At 71.1% G+C, this 17,473-nt stretch carries 19 protein-coding genes; 11 read left to right on the top strand and 8 right to left on the bottom strand.

The annotated features are described in order from the left end of the window. Nucleotides 1-15: 15 nt before the first annotated feature. Nucleotides 16-810 (bottom strand): alpha/beta hydrolase, encoded by a 795-nt coding sequence (locus AC07NS_RS05450; RefSeq protein ID WP_494602048.1) that lies wholly within the window; start codon nt 808-810, stop codon nt 16-18. Nucleotides 811-937: 127 nt separating this feature from the next. Here AC07NS_RS05450 and thpR point away from each other — a divergent pair, with 127 nt between their 5' ends. From thpR to AC07NS_RS05425, 5 genes are all read left to right on the top strand, one after another. Further along, nucleotides 938-1,504, top strand: a complete 567-nt coding sequence (thpR, locus tag AC07NS_RS05445; protein WP_494602046.1) for an RNA 2',3'-cyclic phosphodiesterase — start codon at nt 938-940, stop codon at nt 1,502-1,504. A gap of 191 nt (nt 1,505-1,695) precedes the next feature. Then, the gene (locus tag AC07NS_RS05440) at nt 1,696-2,160 is read left to right on the top strand and encodes a DUF4126 family protein (RefSeq protein WP_494602045.1); all 465 of its coding nucleotides are present in this window, start codon (nt 1,696-1,698) and stop codon (nt 2,158-2,160) included. Further along, a complete protein-coding gene (locus tag AC07NS_RS05435; protein WP_494602043.1) occupies nt 2,160-3,542 on the top strand; it encodes an FAD-containing oxidoreductase in 1,383 nt (460 codons plus the stop codon). The genes AC07NS_RS05440 and AC07NS_RS05435 overlap by 1 nt, the downstream gene beginning before the upstream one ends. Nucleotides 3,543-3,640: 98 nt before the next feature. Beyond that, nucleotides 3,641-4,219 carry a TetR family transcriptional regulator gene (locus AC07NS_RS05430; protein WP_494602041.1) on the top strand — a complete coding sequence of 193 codons (579 nt, stop codon included), beginning with the start codon at nt 3,641-3,643 and terminating at the stop codon, nt 4,217-4,219. A gap of 28 nt (nt 4,220-4,247) precedes the next feature. After that, nucleotides 4,248-5,282, top strand: coding sequence for an NAD-dependent epimerase/dehydratase family protein (locus AC07NS_RS05425; protein WP_494602039.1), 1,035 nt, complete (start codon nt 4,248-4,250; stop codon nt 5,280-5,282). Here AC07NS_RS05425 and AC07NS_RS05420 read toward each other — a convergent pair. After that, nucleotides 5,216-5,665, bottom strand: coding sequence for a MerR family transcriptional regulator (locus AC07NS_RS05420; protein ID WP_494602037.1), 450 nt, complete (start codon nt 5,663-5,665; stop codon nt 5,216-5,218). The genes AC07NS_RS05425 and AC07NS_RS05420 overlap by 67 nt on opposite strands. Nucleotides 5,666-5,737: 72 nt before the next feature. Between AC07NS_RS05420 and AC07NS_RS05415 the strand changes: the two genes are divergently transcribed. Continuing rightward, nucleotides 5,738-6,721, top strand: coding sequence for an aldo/keto reductase (locus AC07NS_RS05415; RefSeq protein ID WP_494602035.1), 984 nt, complete (start codon nt 5,738-5,740; stop codon nt 6,719-6,721). Between the two features lie 9 nt (nt 6,722-6,730). On the opposite strand, the gene AC07NS_RS05410 is transcribed toward AC07NS_RS05415, so the two are convergent. Together AC07NS_RS05410 and AC07NS_RS05405 are read right to left on the bottom strand one after the other, a co-directional pair. Further along, on the bottom strand, nt 6,731-8,104 hold the full coding sequence (locus tag AC07NS_RS05410; RefSeq protein ID WP_494602034.1) for a sensor histidine kinase: 1,374 nt from the start codon (nt 8,102-8,104) through the stop codon (nt 6,731-6,733). A 33-nt stretch (nt 8,105-8,137) separates the two neighbouring features. After that, a complete protein-coding gene (locus tag AC07NS_RS05405) occupies nt 8,138-8,533 on the bottom strand; it encodes a DUF2237 family protein (RefSeq protein WP_494602033.1) in 396 nt (131 codons plus the stop codon). Between the two features lie 146 nt (nt 8,534-8,679). Here AC07NS_RS05405 and AC07NS_RS05400 point away from each other — a divergent pair, with 146 nt between their 5' ends. After that, nucleotides 8,680-9,558, top strand: a complete 879-nt coding sequence (locus tag AC07NS_RS05400; protein ID WP_494602032.1) for an HpcH/HpaI aldolase/citrate lyase family protein — start codon at nt 8,680-8,682, stop codon at nt 9,556-9,558. An 11-nt stretch (nt 9,559-9,569) separates the two neighbouring features. Further along, nucleotides 9,570-10,664, top strand: a complete 1,095-nt coding sequence (locus tag AC07NS_RS05395) for a hypothetical protein (RefSeq protein ID WP_494602031.1) — start codon at nt 9,570-9,572, stop codon at nt 10,662-10,664. A 181-nt stretch (nt 10,665-10,845) separates the two neighbouring features. Here AC07NS_RS05395 and AC07NS_RS05390 read toward each other — a convergent pair whose 3' ends face one another. The 3 genes from AC07NS_RS05390 to AC07NS_RS05380 form a co-directional block, all read right to left on the bottom strand. Continuing rightward, the gene (locus AC07NS_RS05390) at nt 10,846-11,868 is read right to left on the bottom strand and encodes a proline iminopeptidase-family hydrolase (RefSeq protein WP_494602030.1); all 1,023 of its coding nucleotides are present in this window, start codon (nt 11,866-11,868) and stop codon (nt 10,846-10,848) included. A 155-nt stretch (nt 11,869-12,023) separates the two neighbouring features. Next, the gene (locus AC07NS_RS05385; protein WP_494602028.1) at nt 12,024-12,368 is read right to left on the bottom strand and encodes a DUF5076 domain-containing protein; all 345 of its coding nucleotides are present in this window, start codon (nt 12,366-12,368) and stop codon (nt 12,024-12,026) included. 38 nt (nt 12,369-12,406) lie between these two features. Beyond that, on the bottom strand, nt 12,407-12,988 hold the full coding sequence (locus tag AC07NS_RS05380) for a hypothetical protein (protein ID WP_494602026.1): 582 nt from the start codon (nt 12,986-12,988) through the stop codon (nt 12,407-12,409). Between the two features lie 174 nt (nt 12,989-13,162). Here AC07NS_RS05380 and coaBC point away from each other — a divergent pair, with 174 nt between their 5' ends. Then, complete coding sequence (coaBC, locus tag AC07NS_RS05375; RefSeq protein WP_494602825.1) at nt 13,163-14,380, top strand: bifunctional phosphopantothenoylcysteine decarboxylase/phosphopantothenate--cysteine ligase CoaBC; 1,218 nt, start codon at nt 13,163-13,165, stop codon at nt 14,378-14,380. Then, nucleotides 14,377-14,838, top strand: a complete 462-nt coding sequence (gene dut, locus AC07NS_RS05370) for a dUTP diphosphatase (protein WP_487291294.1) — start codon at nt 14,377-14,379, stop codon at nt 14,836-14,838. The genes coaBC and dut overlap by 4 nt, the downstream gene beginning before the upstream one ends. A 239-nt stretch (nt 14,839-15,077) precedes the next feature. Here the strand turns inward: dut and AC07NS_RS05365 are convergent, their stop codons facing one another. Beyond that, nucleotides 15,078-15,188: a hypothetical protein gene (locus AC07NS_RS05365; RefSeq protein ID WP_233245315.1), complete on the bottom strand. Its 111-nt coding sequence runs from the start codon at nt 15,186-15,188 to the stop codon at nt 15,078-15,080. Between the two features lie 383 nt (nt 15,189-15,571). Between AC07NS_RS05365 and AC07NS_RS05360 the strand changes: the two genes are divergently transcribed. Then, nucleotides 15,572-17,368, top strand: coding sequence for a methyl-accepting chemotaxis protein (locus AC07NS_RS05360; RefSeq protein ID WP_494602024.1), 1,797 nt, complete (start codon nt 15,572-15,574; stop codon nt 17,366-17,368). The last annotated feature ends 105 nt before the right edge of the window (nt 17,369-17,473 follow it).

Raw genomic sequence — 17,473 nt, 5'->3', positions numbered from 1 at the left:
CAGCGGTCTCCGACGCTAGCCCCCCGCCTTCCGCGCCATCCAGTCGGCGGCGAGGCTCGGCCAGGCGCCTTGCGGGCCGTCCAGCTCGCGCAAGGCGAAGCCGTGGGGGGCGGTTCCGAACACGTGGGCGTCGAGATCGAGCTTCAGGTCGCGGGCGGTCTTGATGAAGTTCAGCGCGTGCTCGACCGGCACCGCCTCGTCCAGCAGGGCGTAGGCCAGGAACACCGGACAGGCCGGCACGCCGTGCGGCTCGCCGGCGATGCCGATCGGCCAGGCGTCGTAGAAGGCCTGCTTCTCCACCGGCGGATAGTCGGGCTTGCCGGCCGGGGCCTTGTAGTCCTTGTGGTTGGCGTTGATCGGGGCGTAGGCGATCAGCACACCGGCCAGATCCACGCCAGGCTGGCAGGCGATGGTCCCGGCCAGGTGGCCGCCCGACGACAGGCCCATGATGAACAGCGGCAGGTCGCGCGGAATGGTCTCCAGCGCCGCCAGGGCGTCGGTCAGGGCGATGTCGGCGGGGTGGGGCTTGCCGGTCGCGGGATCGGTCGCGCCGGGCAGGCGGTGGGCCAGGACATGGGCGTCGTAGCCCAGGCCGTTGAGCCACAGCGCCACCTCGACCCCCTCGCGGTCGAGCATCAGCCGCAGATAGCCGCCGCCGGCGCAGACCAGCACCCGGGCCTTGGGCGCCTCGACCTTGAAGGCGTGCAGTTCGGCCCGCGAGACGGTGTCGATCACGCGGTCGGGCCACTGACCTTCGACGAGGTTGGGCGACCCGGCGCTGAGCGCGATGATCTCCGGCGAGCGCGGCATGGAAACGTCCTCGACTGTCGCGGCCGGGGAGGAAGCCGCCGCCCGCCCTTATCGGTTTGTGTTCCCCGGCGGAAGCCCGGGCGGACCTGCATGGACGTCTCGCCTGCCGGGCGGCTAAGCTGGCGGCATGATCCGTCTGTTCACCGCGATCGCCGTGCCGCCGAAGATCGGCGCGCCCCTGCAAGACCGTCAGTCCGGTATCGAGGGCGCCCGCTGGCGGCCGCTGGACGCCTTCCACGTCACCCTGCGCTTCATCGGCGACGTGGCCGAACCCGATGCGGCCGATCTCGACGAGGCGCTCTCCGAGATCCAGGCTCCGGCCTTCGACCTGGAACTGAAGGGCGCCGGCCATTTCGGCGAGGGGGCGGACATGCACGCCGTCTGGGCGGGGGTCGAGGACCAGCCGCTGCTGCGCCGCCTGCAGAAGGCCAACGAGAGCGCCGCCCGCCATGTCGGCCTCAAGCCCGAGACCCGCACCTACCTGCCGCACGTCACCCTGGCCTATCTGAAGCGCGCCACGGTTCCCGAGGTCGCCGCCTGGATCCAGCGCAACAACCTGCTGCACTCGCCGGCCTTCCGGGTCGATCGCTTCGGCCTCTATTCCAGCTGGCAGACCCGGGAAGGCTCGGTCTACCGGCTGGAGCGGGAGTATCTGCTGATGGAACCTCCCCCCGTGGGGGAGGCGATCGCGTAGCGATCGGTGGGGGAAGTCGGCGACAAGCCCTACCGACGCCCCCGAAAGCTGAAAACGTCCCCCCACCGGCCTTCGGCCGCCTCCCCCACAGGGGGGAGGTTCGCCAAAGCCGAAACGTCCAAGCCTGCACGCTCCGCTTGCGGTTTGCTTCCAGGGCGCGCCTGATCGCGGCGACGCTCGGGAGCTCTCGCATGACCCTCTACGTCCTGGCCCTGCTCATCGGGGTGATCGCCGGCCTGCGGGCCATGACCGCCCCCGCCGCCGTCGCCTGGGCCGCACATCTGGGCTGGATCCCGCTGGCGGGCACGCCGCTGGCCTGGCTAAGCAACAACATCGCCGTCTGGATCTTCACCGCCCTGGCGGTGGTCGAGCTGGTCACCGACCAGCTGCCCTTCACCCCCAGCCGCAAGGTTCCGCCGCAGTTCGGGGCGCGCATCGTCAGCGGCGGCTTCTCGGGCGCCGCCATCGGTTTCGCCGGCGGCTCGTGGATCGTCGGGGCCGTCCTCGGCGTGGTCGGCGCGGTGATCGGCACCCTGGGCGGGGCCGAGGCGCGCGGGCGTCTGGCCAAGGCCTTCAAGCGCGACACGCCGGCGGCCCTGATCGAGGACGTCGTCGCCCTGGGCGGCGCCTGGCTGATCGTCTCGGCGGTGTCGTGATGGCCGCCCAGATGTTCGATGCGATCATCGTCGGCGCGGGGCAGGCGGGGCCGTCCCTGGCCGGCCGCCTGACCGCCGCCGGCTGGAAGGTCGCCCTGGTCGAGCGCAAGCTGTTCGGCGGCACCTGCGTCAACACCGGCTGTATGCCGACCAAGACCCTGGTGGCCAGCGCCTATGCCGCGCACCTGGCTCGCCGCGCCGCCGACTACGGCGTCGTGCTGCAGGGCGAGGTCGGCGTCGACATGAAGGCGATCAAGGCCCGCCAGCAGACCGTCGTCCGCAACGCCCGCGGCGGCGTCGAGAAATGGCTGAAGGGCATGGACGGCCTCACCGTCTTCGAAGGCCACGCCCGCCTGACCTCGCCCACCACCGTGCAGGTCGGCGAGGCGGTGCTGGAGGCGTCGAAGATCTTCCTCAATGTCGGCGGGCGCGCCAACGTGCCCGACATGCCGGGCGTGGGCGACGTGCCCTACCTGACCAACACCGGCATGATGCAGCTCGACGTGCTGCCCGAGCACCTGGTCATCGTCGGCGGCAGCTACATCGGCCTGGAGTTCGCCCAGATGTACCGGCGCTTCGGCGCCCAAGTCACCGTGGTCGAGATGGGCCCGCGTCTGATCGGCCGCGAGGATCCGGAAGTCTCCGACACGGTGCGCGAGATCCTGGAGGCCGAAGGGGTCGCCTTCCGCCTCAATTCCGAATGCATCAGCTTCGCGCCCTGCGAGGAAGGGATTTGCGTCAACGTCACCTGCCGCGAGGGCGAGCCGGCCGTGAAGGGCTCGCACGTGCTGCTGGCCGTCGGCCGCAAGCCCAACACCGACGATCTGGGCCTCGACGCGGCCGGCGTGACGCTCGACAAGCGCGGCTACATCCAGGTGGACGATGCCCTGCGCACAAACGTGCCGTCGATCTGGGCCATGGGCGATTGCAACGGCCGGGGCGCCTTCACCCACACGGCCTACAACGACTTCGAGATCATCGCCGCCAACCTGCTCGATGACGATCCGCGCAAGGTCACCGACCGCCTGACCGCCTACGCCCTCTACACCGACCCGCCGCTGGGCCGGGTGGGGATGACCGAGGCCGAGGTCCGCAATAGCGGCCGTCCCGCCCTGGTCGGAACCCGCCCCATGACCCGCGTCGGCCGGGCCGTCGAGAAGGGCGAGACGCAGGGGTTCATGAAGGTGCTGGTCGACGCCGAGACCAGGCAGATCCTCGGCGCCTCGATCCTCGGCGTGTCCGGCGACGAGGCTATCCACGGCGTTCTCGACATCATGTACGCCAAGGCCCCCTACACGGTGCTCCAGCGCACCGTGCCGATCCATCCGACGGTGTCGGAGCTGATCCCGACAATGCTGGGCGAGCTGAAGCCGCTGGCCTGACGAGGGGCGACATGACGCCACGCGATCGGCATCGCGGCCTTTACGGATCGCCCGTCCTCGATTTATAACCATCCGGTCGGTTATGAATCGGAGCCAAGATGGGACGCAAGCGCGTCATCGACCAGCAGGTCATTCTCGACGCCGCCGAGCGTGTGGTCGCGCGGGACGGCGCGGCCAATCTGACGCTGGACGCCGTGGCCAAGGAGGCCGGGGTCGGCAAGGCGACGGTGATCTATGACTTCAAGACCAAGCAGGCCCTGATCGAGGCGGTAGTCGACCGCTCGTTCGCGGCCGACAACGCCCGCCACGCGGCCCTGGAAGCCGAGCTGGCGGGCCAGGACAGCCCCGTCATCCGCGGGCGGATCCGCGGCGGCGCCCACGCCCCGCCCGAGGATTTCCGCGCCGTCGCCCTCAATCTGAGCGCCGCCCTGGTGCTGGACGCCGACCTGCGCCGGAAGATGCAGGCCAACCAGGCCGGCGTCGTCGCCCGCGTGCTCGACACCTCGGCCGCGCCGCGCGGGGCCCTGCTGGCCTATCTCGCCCTCGAGGGCCTGAAGTTCCTCGAGTTCCTCGACTTCCACCACTTCCCGCCGGCCGAGCGCGACAGGATCGTTCGCGAGATCGAATGGCTGTCCTCGGCGACGCCGTCGGACGGCCCGCCGCCGACGGGCGACTGATCCCTCCCCCAAACCGGACTTCAAGACCATGACCAACCCTTCCTCCGCCGCCCCCGGCGCGGCGACGAACGCGCACGCCTGCCCGCGACGCCTCTTCGTGACCGGCGCGGCCGGCTATGTCGGCCGCAATCTGGTGCGCCGCTTCCTGAGCGACGGCGTCGAGGTGGTCGCCCTGGCGCGCAGCCTCGAAGCCGCCGACCGCCTGCGGGCCCTGGGCGCGGTCGCGGTGATCGGCGACATCCTTGATCCGGGGATCGGGCAAGCCATGGCCGGCTGCGACGCCCTGATCCATGCGGCCGCCGACACCGATCACGGCCATGGCGGCGCGGCCCAGATGCGGACCAACGCCGAGGCAACCCGGACCGTCCTGCGCGCCGCCCGGGCCGCCGGCGTGCGCCGTGTCGTGCACCTGAGCACGGAGTCGGTGCTGGGCGACGGGCGGCCGCTGCGCCATGTCGACGAGACTAGGCCCTATCCGACCCGGCCGGCCGGCTCCTATTCACGCAGCAAGATCGCCGCCGAGAAGATCGCCCTCTCCATGAGCGACGAGACCTTCGCGGTCGTCGTCGTGCGCCCGCGCTTCGTCTGGGGGCGCGACGACACCACGGCCCTGCCGACGCTGGTCGAGGCGGCCCGTTCGGGCCAGTTGGCCTGGATCGACGACGGCGGCTACCTGACTTCGACCACCCATGTCGACAACCTCTGCCACGGCGTCGACCTGGCGCTGCGGGCCGGACGTGGCGGCGAGGTCTATTTCCTGTCGGACGGCGAGCCCGTCGCGTTCCGAGCGTTCGTCTCGGCGTTGCTGGCGACGCAAAACGTGGCGGCGCCTGACAAGGCCGTGCCGCGCGGCTTGGTGCGGACGGTCGCCGCCGTCGGCGACCTGATCGGCCTGGTCACGCGGGGCGCAAAGCCCGTGCCTCTGACCCTGCAAGGCTTCGCCGCCTCGGCCGTCGAGGTGACGCTCGACATCGGCAAGGCCCGCCGCGAGTTGGGCTATGCGCCGGTCGTCTCCCTGGCCGAAGGGCTCTCGGAGTTGGCGGCCTCGGCGCGGCAGAGATAGTCCTCCAGGCGCGGGACGTCGCCGGGGCGTCCCGCCGCCAGCCAGTCGAGCTTGCCTTGCAGAAAGTCGAGACCAGCGTCGAGTTCGGCCCGGCGCTGCAGCAGGCGCTCGATCTGCAGGCGCAGGACCTGCGCCGTGCGCTCGTCCCCGCCGCCGCCCGCCCGGTACTCCTCGTTCAGCGCCGCGATCTCCCGCAGCGAATAGCCCAGGGACTGCTGCAGGCGGATCATGCGGGCGGTGGTGACGTCGTCACGGGTGAAGACCTGGTACGGATTGCCGCCGCCCTTGCCGCCCCGTTCGGGCCGCAGCAGGCCCTTGCCGACGTAGAAGCGGACGGTGTCGACGGGCAGGCCGGCGACGCGGGCGAACTCCGAGATCAGCATGCCGACGGCTCCTTGACCATGGACCATGGTCCACACTTATAGGGCTGTTCGTCATCCATCCGGAGCCTTTCCATGACGAACCTTTCGCGCGCCCTTCCCCAGGTCGAACTCGGGCGCGGCGGCCCCTCCATCGGCGCCCAGGGTCTGGGCTGCATGGGCATGAGCGAGTTCTACGGCGCGACCGACGAGGCCGAGGCGCGCGCCACGCTGGACCGCGCCCTGGAGCTGGGCGTGACCCTGTTCGACACCGCCGACATGTACGGGCTGGGCGCCAACGAGGCCTTCCTGGCGGATTTCCTGCGCCAGAACCGGGGCCAAGCCTTGGTCGCCACCAAGTTCGGCTATGTGCGCACGCCCCAGACGCCCAACGACTGGAGCCTCAGCAACCGTCCCGAGCACATCCGCGCGGCCGCCGAGCGGTCGCTGCAACGCCTCGGGATCGAGACCATTGACCTCTACTACATGCACCGCCGCGACAAGGCCGTGCCGCTGGCCGAGTCCGTCGGCGCCATGGCCGAGCTGGTGAGCGCCGGCAAGGTGCGCCAGCTGGGCCTGTGCGAGGTGGAGCCCGACGAACTGCGCGAGGCCCACGCCATCCATCCGATCGCCGCCCTGCAATCGGAATGGTCGCTGTTCAGCCGTGACATCGAAGGTGGCATCGCCCCCCTGGCCGCCGAACTGGGCGTGACGCTCGTGCCCTTCGCGCCGCTGGGTCGGGGCCTGCTGACCAGCCGTGACTTCGCCCGCGCGCTGCCCAAGGACGATGCCCGCCTGAACTTCCCGCGCTTTGCAGCCGAGAACCTGGACGGCAACGACCGGCTGGTCGCCGAGGTCGAGGCGATCGCTGCAGCCCACGGGATCACGGCGGCTCAGACGGCCCTGGCCTGGCTCTACGCCCGGGCTCGCGCCCTGGGCGTGGCCATGGTTCCGATCCCTGGCACGCGCCGGCGGATGCGCCTGGAAGAGAACGTCATGGCGGCGACGCTGACGCTGTCGGACGCCGACATGGACAGGCTGGAAACCCTGGCCGCGAAGGTCAGGGGCGTGAGGGTCTGACGCCTAAGCTCACGCCGCCAGCGGCAGGGTGACGCGGAACGCCGAGCCCTCGCCGGGGCGGCTGTCCACGCCCAGGCGGCCGCCGTGGGCTTCGACGATGGCCTTGCTGATGGTCAGGCCTAGGCCGTTGCCATGGGCGGCGGCCGCGTCGGTCTGCCAGTTGCGGTCGAAGATCCGCGCGGCCTGTTCTTCGGTCATGCCCCAGCCGGTGTCGCGCACCTCGACCACCACGGCGGCGTCGGAGATCTCGCTGGTCAGCGACACCTGGCCGCCGGGGGCGGTGAACTTGATGGCGTTGGACAGCAGGTTGGCCACCACCTGTTCCAGGCGGGCGCCGTCGGCTTCGAGGAACGTATCGGCCGCGTCCTGGTCGCCGTGCGGCGCGTAGGAGAAGGCCACGCCCTTGCGGGCCGCCGAGACCTCGAACTGGCCGGCGACGTCGGCCAGCAGCCGACGCAGGTCGATCGTCTCCTTCGACAGCACCAGGCCGCCGGCCTCGATCTTGGAATGGTCGAGGATGTTGCGGATCAGCCGGCGCATGGTCTCGGTGGCCATGCGGATGTTCTCGATCGCCCCCTTCATGCGCGGCTGGTGGTCGAGCTCAGGCTCGGCCAGCAGGTTCTCGCTGGCGAACAGGATGGTGGTGATCGGGTTGTTGAGGTCGTGGGCGACGATCTCGACGGCCTCCTTGCGGGCCAGGGAGATGGATTTTTCGCGCTCGGCCAGGCGAGCGGCGGCCTGGTCATAGGCGCGCTTCTGCTCGACCAGCCTCAGCAGCAGCCGACCCAGGAAGGCGCAGAAGGCGAAGGCGCAGACCGAGGCGACGGCCAGCACCCAGAAGACGCCCCGCACCACGCGCTGGCTGTGGGCCCGCTCGGCCTGGTAGCCGGCGGTCGCCTGGTCGGCGAAGCGGTCGATGGCCGCGTTGAGCTCCGCCGACAGGGGCACGGCGTTGCGTTGGAAATAGGCGTTGGCCTCGGCCGGCGAGGCGCCGCCCAGCCGCTTGGCCAGGCCGGTGTCCTGCATGGTCAGCAGCCGGCGCTGCAGGGCGGCCACCGTGTCGAGCGTGGTGTGGGCGCCCGTGTCGCGGGCCAGGCCGCGCAGCTGGCCCAGCAGGCTGTCGAACCGCTGGTTCGAGCGCTTCAGCTCGCCCAGCGGCGCGGCGTCGCCGGTCAGCACGATCACCGGCACCAGCGAGTTCTGCCGCATCTTCTCGCCGCGCAGTTCGTGGGCGAGGATCACGGTGCGGGCGTAGAGGGCGTCCAGCCGGTCCTGCGCGGTCGAGACCTGCGACAGGAACACCAGGGACGCGGCCAGCAGCGGCAGGAAGGCCAGGGCAATCAGCCCGACTAGCATCAGCAGCCTGCGCTCGTAATCGACCATCGGGGCTCCCGTCCGGCTGCCAGGCGACAAGGCCTAGACCGCCGCGTGGTCCTTCAGCACGCCCAGCGAAACGATCGCCAGGGTCTCCTCGTGGGTGGCTTCCAGAATGACCTGGGGGGCCATGCCGGCGTCCAGCGCCTCGCGCCAGCGGCCGGCGCACAGGCACCAGCGGTCGCCGGGCCGCAAGCCGCGGAAGGCGAACTCGGGACGCGGGGTCGACAGGTCGTTGCCGGAGGCCTTGGAGAAGGCCAGGAACTCCTCGGTCATCACCGCGCAGACGGTGTGCAGGCCCAGGTCGTGCGGCCCGGTCTCGCAGCAGCCGTTGCGGTAGAAGCCGGTCACCGGATCCAGCGAGCAGGGGACCAGTTCGCCGCCCAGGACGTTGCGGGCCGTCTCGTCGTATCGCGTGGGCGTGGGGCGCGTCGTCATGCGGCGAGCTTAACCCCGTTTGCCGCTTTCCCGCCATGGCTTCCCCCGAGACGGTAGCGGGCGCGTCGCCCGCCGCGATATCTCCGCTTTCCGGTCCGCGCGGCAGGTGCTTTACAGGTTTCGCGATCCCGCGCCTCGAGAGCCTCATGACCGACATCGCCCGGCCACGCCGCAGCGCCCTCTACATGCCCGCCTCCAACGCCAAGGCGGTGGAGAAGGCGCGCACGCTGGACGCCGACGTGATCATCCTCGACCTGGAGGACGCCGTCGCGCCGGAGATGAAGCTTTCCGCCCGCGAGGCCGCCGTGGCCGCCGTCAAGGCCGGGGGCTTTGGTCCGCGCGAGATCGTCATCCGCACCAACGGCCTGGACACCCCCTGGGGCGCCGACGACCTGAAGGCCGCCGCCGAGGCCGGCTCCGACGCCGTGCTCGTGCCCAAGGTCAATGACGCCGCCGACGTCCACGCCTATGACGCGGCCCTGCACGCGGCCCCGATCCACACTCGCCTGTGGACGATGATCGAGACGGCCAAGGCCGCCTTCCACCTGTGGGAGATCGCGGAAGCTTCGAAGACCACCCGGCTGTCGGCCTGGGTGATGGGCGTCAATGACCTGGCCAAGGAGATGCGGGCGCGGCAGACGCCGGGGCGCGAGGCCTTCCTGCCGATCCTGTCGCTGTCGGTGGCGGCCGCGCGGGGCCATGGCCTGTCCATCCTCGACGGGGTGCACAACGACATCGAGGACCTGACCGCGCTGGAGGCCGTCTGTGGCCAGGCGGTGGATTTCGGTTTCGACGGCAAGACCCTGATCCACCCCAAGCATCTCGAAATCTGCAACCGGGTGTTCTCGCCCTCGGCCGACGAGATCGCCTGGAGCCGGGCGGTGATCGCCGCCTTCGCCGACCCGGACAACGCCGGCAAGGGCGCGCTGCGGGTCGAGGGCAAGATGGCCGAGCGCCTGCATCTGGTTCAGGCCCAGCGCCTGGTGGCCGTGTCGGAAGCCATCGCCGCCAAGACGGCGGGCTGATAGGGAAATCCATGCGTCGCCTCGTCTTGCCGCCCGTTTCCCTGTCGGTCTCGCTGGTCGCCCTGCTGTCGATCCCGGTCGTCGCCCTGGCCCAGGTTTCGGCTCCCGCTGCTGTTCCGGCCGTTTCCGCGCCTGACGCGGTGGTGACGACGGCCCCGTCGCCTGTGGCTGCGCCGGCTTCCGCGCCGGCGATCCCGGTGGTCGCCGTGCCGCCGGCCGTTCAGTCTGAAGCTCCGCCCGTGGCCGCGCCAGCCGCCGCCGATCCGCTGGCCGACCTGATCGCCGCCAGCGGCCCCCAGACCACCGACGAGGAGGACGAGGCCCCGGCCGCCGCGCCCGCCCAGCGCCACAAGCCGACCATCCTGCCGATTCCGGCCCCCGAGCCCGCCGCCCCTGCGGCCGCCGGCGGGGCGATGAGCGTCGAGCAGGCCTATGAGCTGCGGGTGAAGGGCTCGATCGCCGCCGCGCAAGGACTGCAGGGACCGCTCGACGGCGGCTGGACGATCCGGGGCGCTGACGGAACCGCCCTCTACGCCCTGCAGATCGTCGATCCGGCCGGCGGCTACGGCCCCGTCGAGGGCGCCTGGCGTGATCTGCGCCGCAAGGGCGCGGTGGGCTCCACCGGCCTGATCGACAGCGTCGAGCGCACCTATGACGGTGGCGCGGCCGTGCGGTTCATGGCCAGGGCCGGGGTCGGCTCGACCCTGTCGCTGACCGGCGGCTCCGACGGCGCCTGGAGCGGTCGCCTGGCCGAGGATGGGGCCGCGCCGGTCACGGTGAGCGTCGAGCGCACCGGCATGCCGATCCTGCCGGCCGGCTACGCCAGCGCCGCGCGCGGACCGGTGATCTGGCCGCCCCGCGTCGCCCCCGCCGCTCGTCCCGTCGCCGCCGCGCCGGCCAAGGCCGCGCCCTGCGTCACCAAGGGCAAGAAGGGCAAGGCCCTGAAGGCCGCCAAGGCCAAGTGCGCCGCCGCCGCCAAGAAGAGCGGAAAGGCCTCGGCCTCGCGCTCGGGCAAGGCCGCCAAGGGCAAGGCGGTGAAGGGCAAGTCCGCCAAGGGCGCCAGCAAGAAGAAGACGACCGCCGCGAAGGGCAAGAAGCGGCGGTAGGGGGGCGGCTCCCCGAGGCTGACGTCGTCGCTCCAGATCCTCCCCCTGAAGGGGGAGGTGGCCCGAAGGGCCGGAGGGGGAAGTCTCTTCCGGTATCGAGAGGGCCGCCATATCAGCAGTCACATCCCCCTCCGTCGGCTTCGCCGACACCTCCCCCTTCAAGGGGGAGGATCTTTGACCCTCAGCCCAGCCGATCCTGCCTGCGCAGCCACTGGCGCAGCACGGCCACGGTCTCCTCCGGGCGGTCGGTGAAGGTGGCGTGGCCGGCGCCGGGGATGACGGAAAGCTCGGCGCCGGCCACGCGGCGGGCGAAGCGTTCGGCGGTGACAGGGCGGGCCTCGTCGTACTGGCCGACCATGAACAGGGTGCGCTTGCCATCCAGTCGGTCGAGCAGCGGCTCGCCGTCATAGGTCTTCAGCGTTCCGGTCGCCGAGAACTCGGTCGGACCCCACATGGCGCGGTATAGGGTCTCGTTGAAGCCACGATCGCCGGGCGGGTGATAGGCGCGATGGGCTGGCGAGGGCCGCTCGCGGGTCAGGAAGGCGGCGTAGAAGGCGTCGGTCGCCGCCAAGCAGGCCGCCTTGGGCGGCGGCGGAGCGGGCGCCTCGCACCGCACCAGCTGGTCGCGCACCGGCGCCGGCAGGTCGCCGCGCAGGGTCTCGGCGTCGGCGATCCAGCTGCGGGTCGAGACCAGGGGACTGGCCAGGCACAGCCCCGCCTGGGCCGGAAGTCGCCGCGCGCCGTATTCCAGAGCGACCGTACCGCCCCAGCTGTGGCCGACGACGTGCCAGCGCGATACCCCCAGGCCCGTGCGCACGGCCTCCAGCTCGTCGACGAAGCGCGGCACGGTCCAGTTGGCCGGGTTCATCGGATGGTCCGACAGGCCCGAATCCAGCTGGTCGTAGAGGATCACCGCCCGCTCGTCGGCCAGGGCCAGGGCGTCGAGGAAGCCCGCATGCGTGCCGCCCGGCCCGCCGTGGACGAAGACCACGGGCGCCAGCGGGCCATCCAGCCTCCCGTTGATCCGCACATAGACCTGGCCGCCGGGGACCTCGACCTTCAGGGCGCGGTCGGGCTGCGCGAAGATCGCCGGCCGTCCGCCTTGCCGTTCCTCTGGCGCCAGGCCCCGCGCGGCCGCCCTATCGAGCGCCGTCGCGGCGCCCGCGGTCGCCAGGAAGCCCAGCAGCGCCCGCCGATCGATCATCGTCCTTCCCCCTGCTTACGTCCGGCGCGTCCCGGCGACGCAGACCCGTCCGGCAAAATCCAGGCCCTTAGCCGCCGCGCCCGAGCCGTGGCTGTGACCTAGCGCACGCCTTGCCCCGACACACGCGCCTTGTCTCAGCGACCAAACCCGGCGGTTCAGTGCGACCGGGGCGCCGGGCCGCCGGACGCCGTCTCCGGCGCGTCGGTCAGGCCGCCCTCGATCGGCGTGGTCGGGGCGGCCAGCTCGTCGCGCATGGCCTCGAGCACCGCCTCGACCACCTCGCCGGCCTCGCGCTGATAATAGGCCGACAGGCCCCGGCCGACATGGCGCAGCAGATCGGCCAGCATCATCCCCCAGGCCCGCGCCTCGTCGATCGGGGTGTCGTCATAGACCCCGATGCGCAGGCTGCAGTGCAGACCGTGCTCGGCCACCCAGATGCGCGCCATCTCGGTGGCGCCCCCGTCGCGCAGGGCCGCGTCCGGAACCGGCTGTTCCCTCATGGTTCGTCTCCCCCCAAGTCTGGTGCGGGCGGCGGCGTTCAGCCGTTGCCGCCTTCACTGCCCCGCCGGTCGGACGCCGCCGTGCGGCGGGTCTGGCCTTCCTTCTGCTTGCGCCAGTAATCGGCCCCGTCATCGGGCTTGAACATGGTGCGCGGCGCGCCGGCCCGGGTGACCACGGCGAAGACGTTGCCGGCCGGGTCGTAAATCAGGGTGTCGCCATTGGCGCGCTTCAAGGTCTGGCTGCCGGCCGGCGGCCTGGCGACGAAGGCGTGGGTCTTCTTCACATAGTCGTCGACGGTCTTGGCGCCGAACGCCTCGCCGAACCGCTCGAAGCCGCGCTGGGCGTTTTCCTCGGCGGTGCGGGTGCGGTTGGCGGCCCACATCGGCCGGCCGGCGATCAGCTGCACCGGCGCATCGCGCGGGTCGGCCGCCTGCCGGGCCGCGCCGGAGGCGTCGGCGACCTCGCCGGCGGCCGCCGGAACGCCGCCGCTGTCGATCCCGCCGCCCGTCGCTACGGCGTCGCCGCCCTTGGCGGCCTTCACCGCCGAAGCCCCGCCGTCGCAGCCCGCCAGCAAGGCGGCCGAAAGGGCCAGAAGTCCGAAACGCAACGCTCCCGTCATGCTCGCTCGCTCCCCGATTTTGCAATCTTAACGATTGGTGAACGAAAAAGGAACGCGAGTCGAGTCCCCTCGTGCATCTTCCGCGCGCGGCCCGCCAGCGCGATTGCCTGCGGGCGCGAGGCGCTCTATGCGCGGAGGGGAACCGGCGGACGAGAGGCCTTCAAGGTGAGCGACATCCCGGGCGGCAAGCGCGTGCTCCTGATCGTCGGCGGCGGCGTGGCGGCCTACAAGGCGCTGGAGCTGACCCGCCTGCTGCGCAAGGCCGGCGTCGGCGTGCGGCCGATCCTGACCAAGGCCGGGGCGGAGTTCGTCACTCCGCTGTCGCTGGCGGCGCTGTCCGAGGACAAGGTCTATGACGACCTCTTCTCGCTGACCGACGAGGCCGAGATGGGCCACATCCAGCTGTCTCGCTCGGCCGACCTCGTCGTCGTGGCGCCGGCGACGGCCGACCTGATCGCCAAGGCGGCCAACGGTCTGGCCGGGGACCTGGCCTCCACCACCCTGCTGGCCACGGACAAGCCGGTGCTGATGGCCCCGGCCATGAACGTGCGCATGTGGCTGCACCCGGCCACCCAGCGCAACGTGGCGACCCTGAAGGCCGACGGCGTGAGCTTCGTCGGGCCTGACGAAGGGGCCATGGCCTGCGGCGAGTTCGGCCCCGGCCGCCTGGCCGAGCCGCCCGAGATCTTCGCCGCGATCATGAAAATGCTCGACGCGCCGGCCGAGGAGATCTTCGAGGCCTGGCCGCTGGCCGGCAAGCACGCCCTGGTCACCGCCGGTCCGACGTTCGAGCCGATCGACCCCGTGCGCGGCATCACCAACCGCTCCAGCGGCCGCCAGGGCTACGCCATCGCCGGCGCCCTGGCCAAACTGGGCGCCAAGGTCACCCTGGTCAGCGGACCGGTGTCGCTGCCGACCCCGCCGGGCGTCGAGCGCGTCGATGTCGAGACCGCCCGCGAGATGCTGGCTGCTTCCCAGGCCGCCCTGCCGGCCGACGTGGGGGTGTTCGTCGCCGCCGTCGCCGACTGGCGGGTCGACGAGGTGTTCGGCTCCAAGCTGAAGAAGGACAAGGGCGGGCCGCCGGCCCTGACCTTCGTCGAGAACCCCGACATCCTGGCGACCCTGGCCGCCAGCGGTCCGAACCGGCCGAAACTGGTGGTCGGCTTCGCGGCCGAGACCGACGACGTCGAGGCCCATGCCCGCGCCAAGCTGGCGCGCAAGGGCTGCGACTGGATCATCGCCAACGACGTCACCGAGCCGGGCGTCATGGGCGGAACCGAGAACGCGGTCCTGCTGATCGCCAAGGACCACACCGAACGCTGGGAACGCGCGTCCAAGGACGACGTCGCCCGCTCCATCGCCCAACGCATCGCGGAAGCCCTGACTAAATGACCACCACGCCCCACATTCCCGTCGTCCAACTCGCCCACGCCCACGGCCTGCCGCTGCCCGCCTATGAGACCGTCGGCGCCGCCGGCATGGACCTGCGCGCCGCCGTCGAGGAAGACGCGCCCCTGACCCTGAAGCCGGGCGCCCGGTTCATGGTCCCCACGGGCCTGGCCTTCGCCGTGCCGGCCGGTTTCGAGGCCCAGGTGCGGCCGCGTTCGGGCCTGGCGGCCAAGGCGGGGATCACCTGCCTGAACTCGCCGGGCACCATCGACAGCGACTATCGCGGTGAAGTGAAGGTGATCCTGGCCAATCTGGGCGCCGAGGACTTCGTCATCCGCCGCGGCGACCGCATCGCCCAGCTGGTCATCGCCCCGGTGGTGCAGGCGGCGTGGAGCCTGGTGGCCAGCCTCGACGACACCGACCGCGGCGCCGGCGGCTTCGGCTCGACCGGCGGCCGGTAGGGCTGTGTGACTCCCTCTCTCTGGGAGAGAGGGAGGGGCCCATGGCGAAGCCATGGGAGGGTGAGAGGTTACATTCTCACAGGAAAAGGCGCGGTCGTTCGGCCGCGCCTTTCTCTTTGGATCCAGTTGTTCGGGTCGCGGCTATTGGCGGAGCGGTGTGGGTTTTCCGGCAAGCGGTGAAACCTCTCACCCTCCCACCGCTTCGCGGCGGGCCCCTCCCTCTCTCAAAGAGAGAGGGATTATCGCGCGCTCAGGCCCACCAGCAGGTAGCCGCCGAAACCGGTCGCGAAGGCGGCGGCGGCCAGCCACAGCATGGGGCGGACCAGGGGCAGGGGCGGGGGAGCGTTCATCGGGGGCGCGTCCTTGGCGCGTTCGGCCGAAGCTCGGCCTTGTTCGAATACGCGCGGCCCCGTCCCCCGGTTGCGGCCGTGCGCTGTTTTTATCTCACGATTCGCGTCAAAGATGCAAAATCGTCAAATGCCCCAAAGTGGAGAGCCCCGCTCCACTGTATTCGATAATAATCAGAACACGGATCAATATCGCCCGCTTTGACCTTTGGAGTCGAAGCCTGCGACCACACGTCGCACCTTCTGTTCTATCCTTGCGGCAGAATGATTTGATTGTGCCGAACAATCAAGAACGTCGTTCGATGCGCGCTTCGTGTGTTCATGAATAATATCCATTAATCCGCATCAGCGAAACTCCTCCCAACACTCTCCTGGGAAGTCTCGTGATGCTCAGCAACCTCAAGGTGGCGCACAAGCTGCTCTTGGCCTTCGCCGTGCTGGTGGCGGCCGTGGCCGGCGCTGGGGCCCTGGCCTGGAGCGGCCTGGCGTCGATCCAGCGGGTCACCGCCCTCAACGCCCACAGCTACGACTATCTGGCGGTGGTCGAGAAGGCCGGCGCCGATCTCGTCGAGCAGCAGAACGCCGCGCGCGGCTTCGTGGCGAGCCTGGATCCGTCGTTCGTCGAGAAATACCAGAGCTACCAGGGCAAGTACGACGAGGCCTTCCAGGCCCTGACCGCCGGCGCCGAGGACGAGGCCGAGAAGACCAATCTCGACACCCTGACCCAGGCCGTGGCCGTGTTCCGCGCCGAGACCCTGGCCCAGATCGCCGACGCCAAGGATCCGGCCAAGCTGGAGGCCGCCCGCGTCGGCATCGGCAAGAGCGGCCGCCTGACCAATGTGCGCAAGGCGCTGAAGACCATAGACGAGGCCGAGCAGGCTCAGCTGGCCCAGCGGATCGAGGAGCAGAAGCGCGCCTTCGCGGGCGCCGGCCTGGCCTTGGCCCTGGGCGGGGCGGCCGCTGTCGGCATCGCCGTGCTGATGGGCTGGCTGCTGGCCCGCAGCATCGCCGCCCCGGTCGACGCCATGACCTCGGCCATGCGCCGCCTGGCCGATGGCGACAACGCCGTGGCCGTGCCGGCCCTGGGCCGCAAGGACGAGATCGGGGCGATGGCGGAGGCCGTGCTGACCTTCAAGGACGCGGCGATCGAGAAGCTGCGGGTCGAGGGCGAAGCCGTCGAGCAGCGCCGCCGGGCCGAGGCCGAGCGCGGGGCCAACGAGGCCGAGCGCGCCGCGTCGGCCCGCGAGCAGGCCGGGGTCGTCGCCCAGGTCGGCGAGGGGCTGGAGCGCCTGGCGCAGGGCGACCTGACCGCCCGCCTCGACCACGCCTTCCCGCCCGCCTATCGCAAGCTGCAGGACGACTTCAACGCCGCCATGCAGCGGCTGCAGGAGACCATGAGCGTGATCACCGGGGCGGTCGGCGGCATCCGCGCCGGTTCGGGCGAGATCAGCCACGCGGCCGACGACCTGTCGCGCCGCACCGAGCAGCAGGCCGCCAGCCTGGAAGAGACCGCGGCGGCCCTGGACGAAATCACCGCCACCGTCCGCCGCGCCGCCGAAGGCGCGGGCACCGCTCGCAAGTCTGTCGACGCCGCCCGCAAGGACGCCGAGGCCGGCGGGGCCGTGGTCGAGCGCGCCGTCGCCGCCATGACCCAGATCGAGGCCTCCTCGCGCGAGATCGGCAACATCATCGGGGTGATCGACGAGATCGCCTTCCAGACCAATCTGCTGGCCTTGAACGCTGGGGTCGAGGCGGCGCGGGCGGGCGACGCCGGCAAGGGTTTCGCCGTGGTGGCGTCGGAGGTGCGGGCCCTTGCCCAGCGCTCGGCGGAAGCCGCCAAGGAGATCAAGGGCCTGATCGGCGCCTCCGGCCAGCAGGTGGACGAGGGCGTGGCCCTGGTCGGCCAGACCGGCGAGGCCCTGCGCCGCATCACCGCCGGCGTGCTGGAGATCAACCACACCGTCGCCGAGATCGCCGCCGGCGCCCAGGAGCAGGCCACGGGCCTGGCCCAGGTCAACGTGGCGGTGAACCAGATGGACCAGGCCACCCAGCAGAACGCCGCCATGGTCGAGCAATCGACGGCGGCCAGCCACTCGCTGTCCAACGAGGCGGCCGAACTGGCGCGGCTGGTGGGCCGGTTCAAGATCGGCGGCGGCGCGGGCGCGGCGAAGCGGGCGGCCTGATCAAATCCTCTCCCTGTGGGAGAGGTGTCCGCGAAGCGGACGGAGAGGGGAGTGGCTGATGACTTCCCGTCGTCGCGGCAGCTGAAAACGGCCCCCCTCCGGCCC

Source organism: Caulobacter sp. GW821-FHT10A10 (genome assembly GCF_059415745.1).
This window is presented reverse-complemented; position numbering and strand designations above follow the sequence as displayed.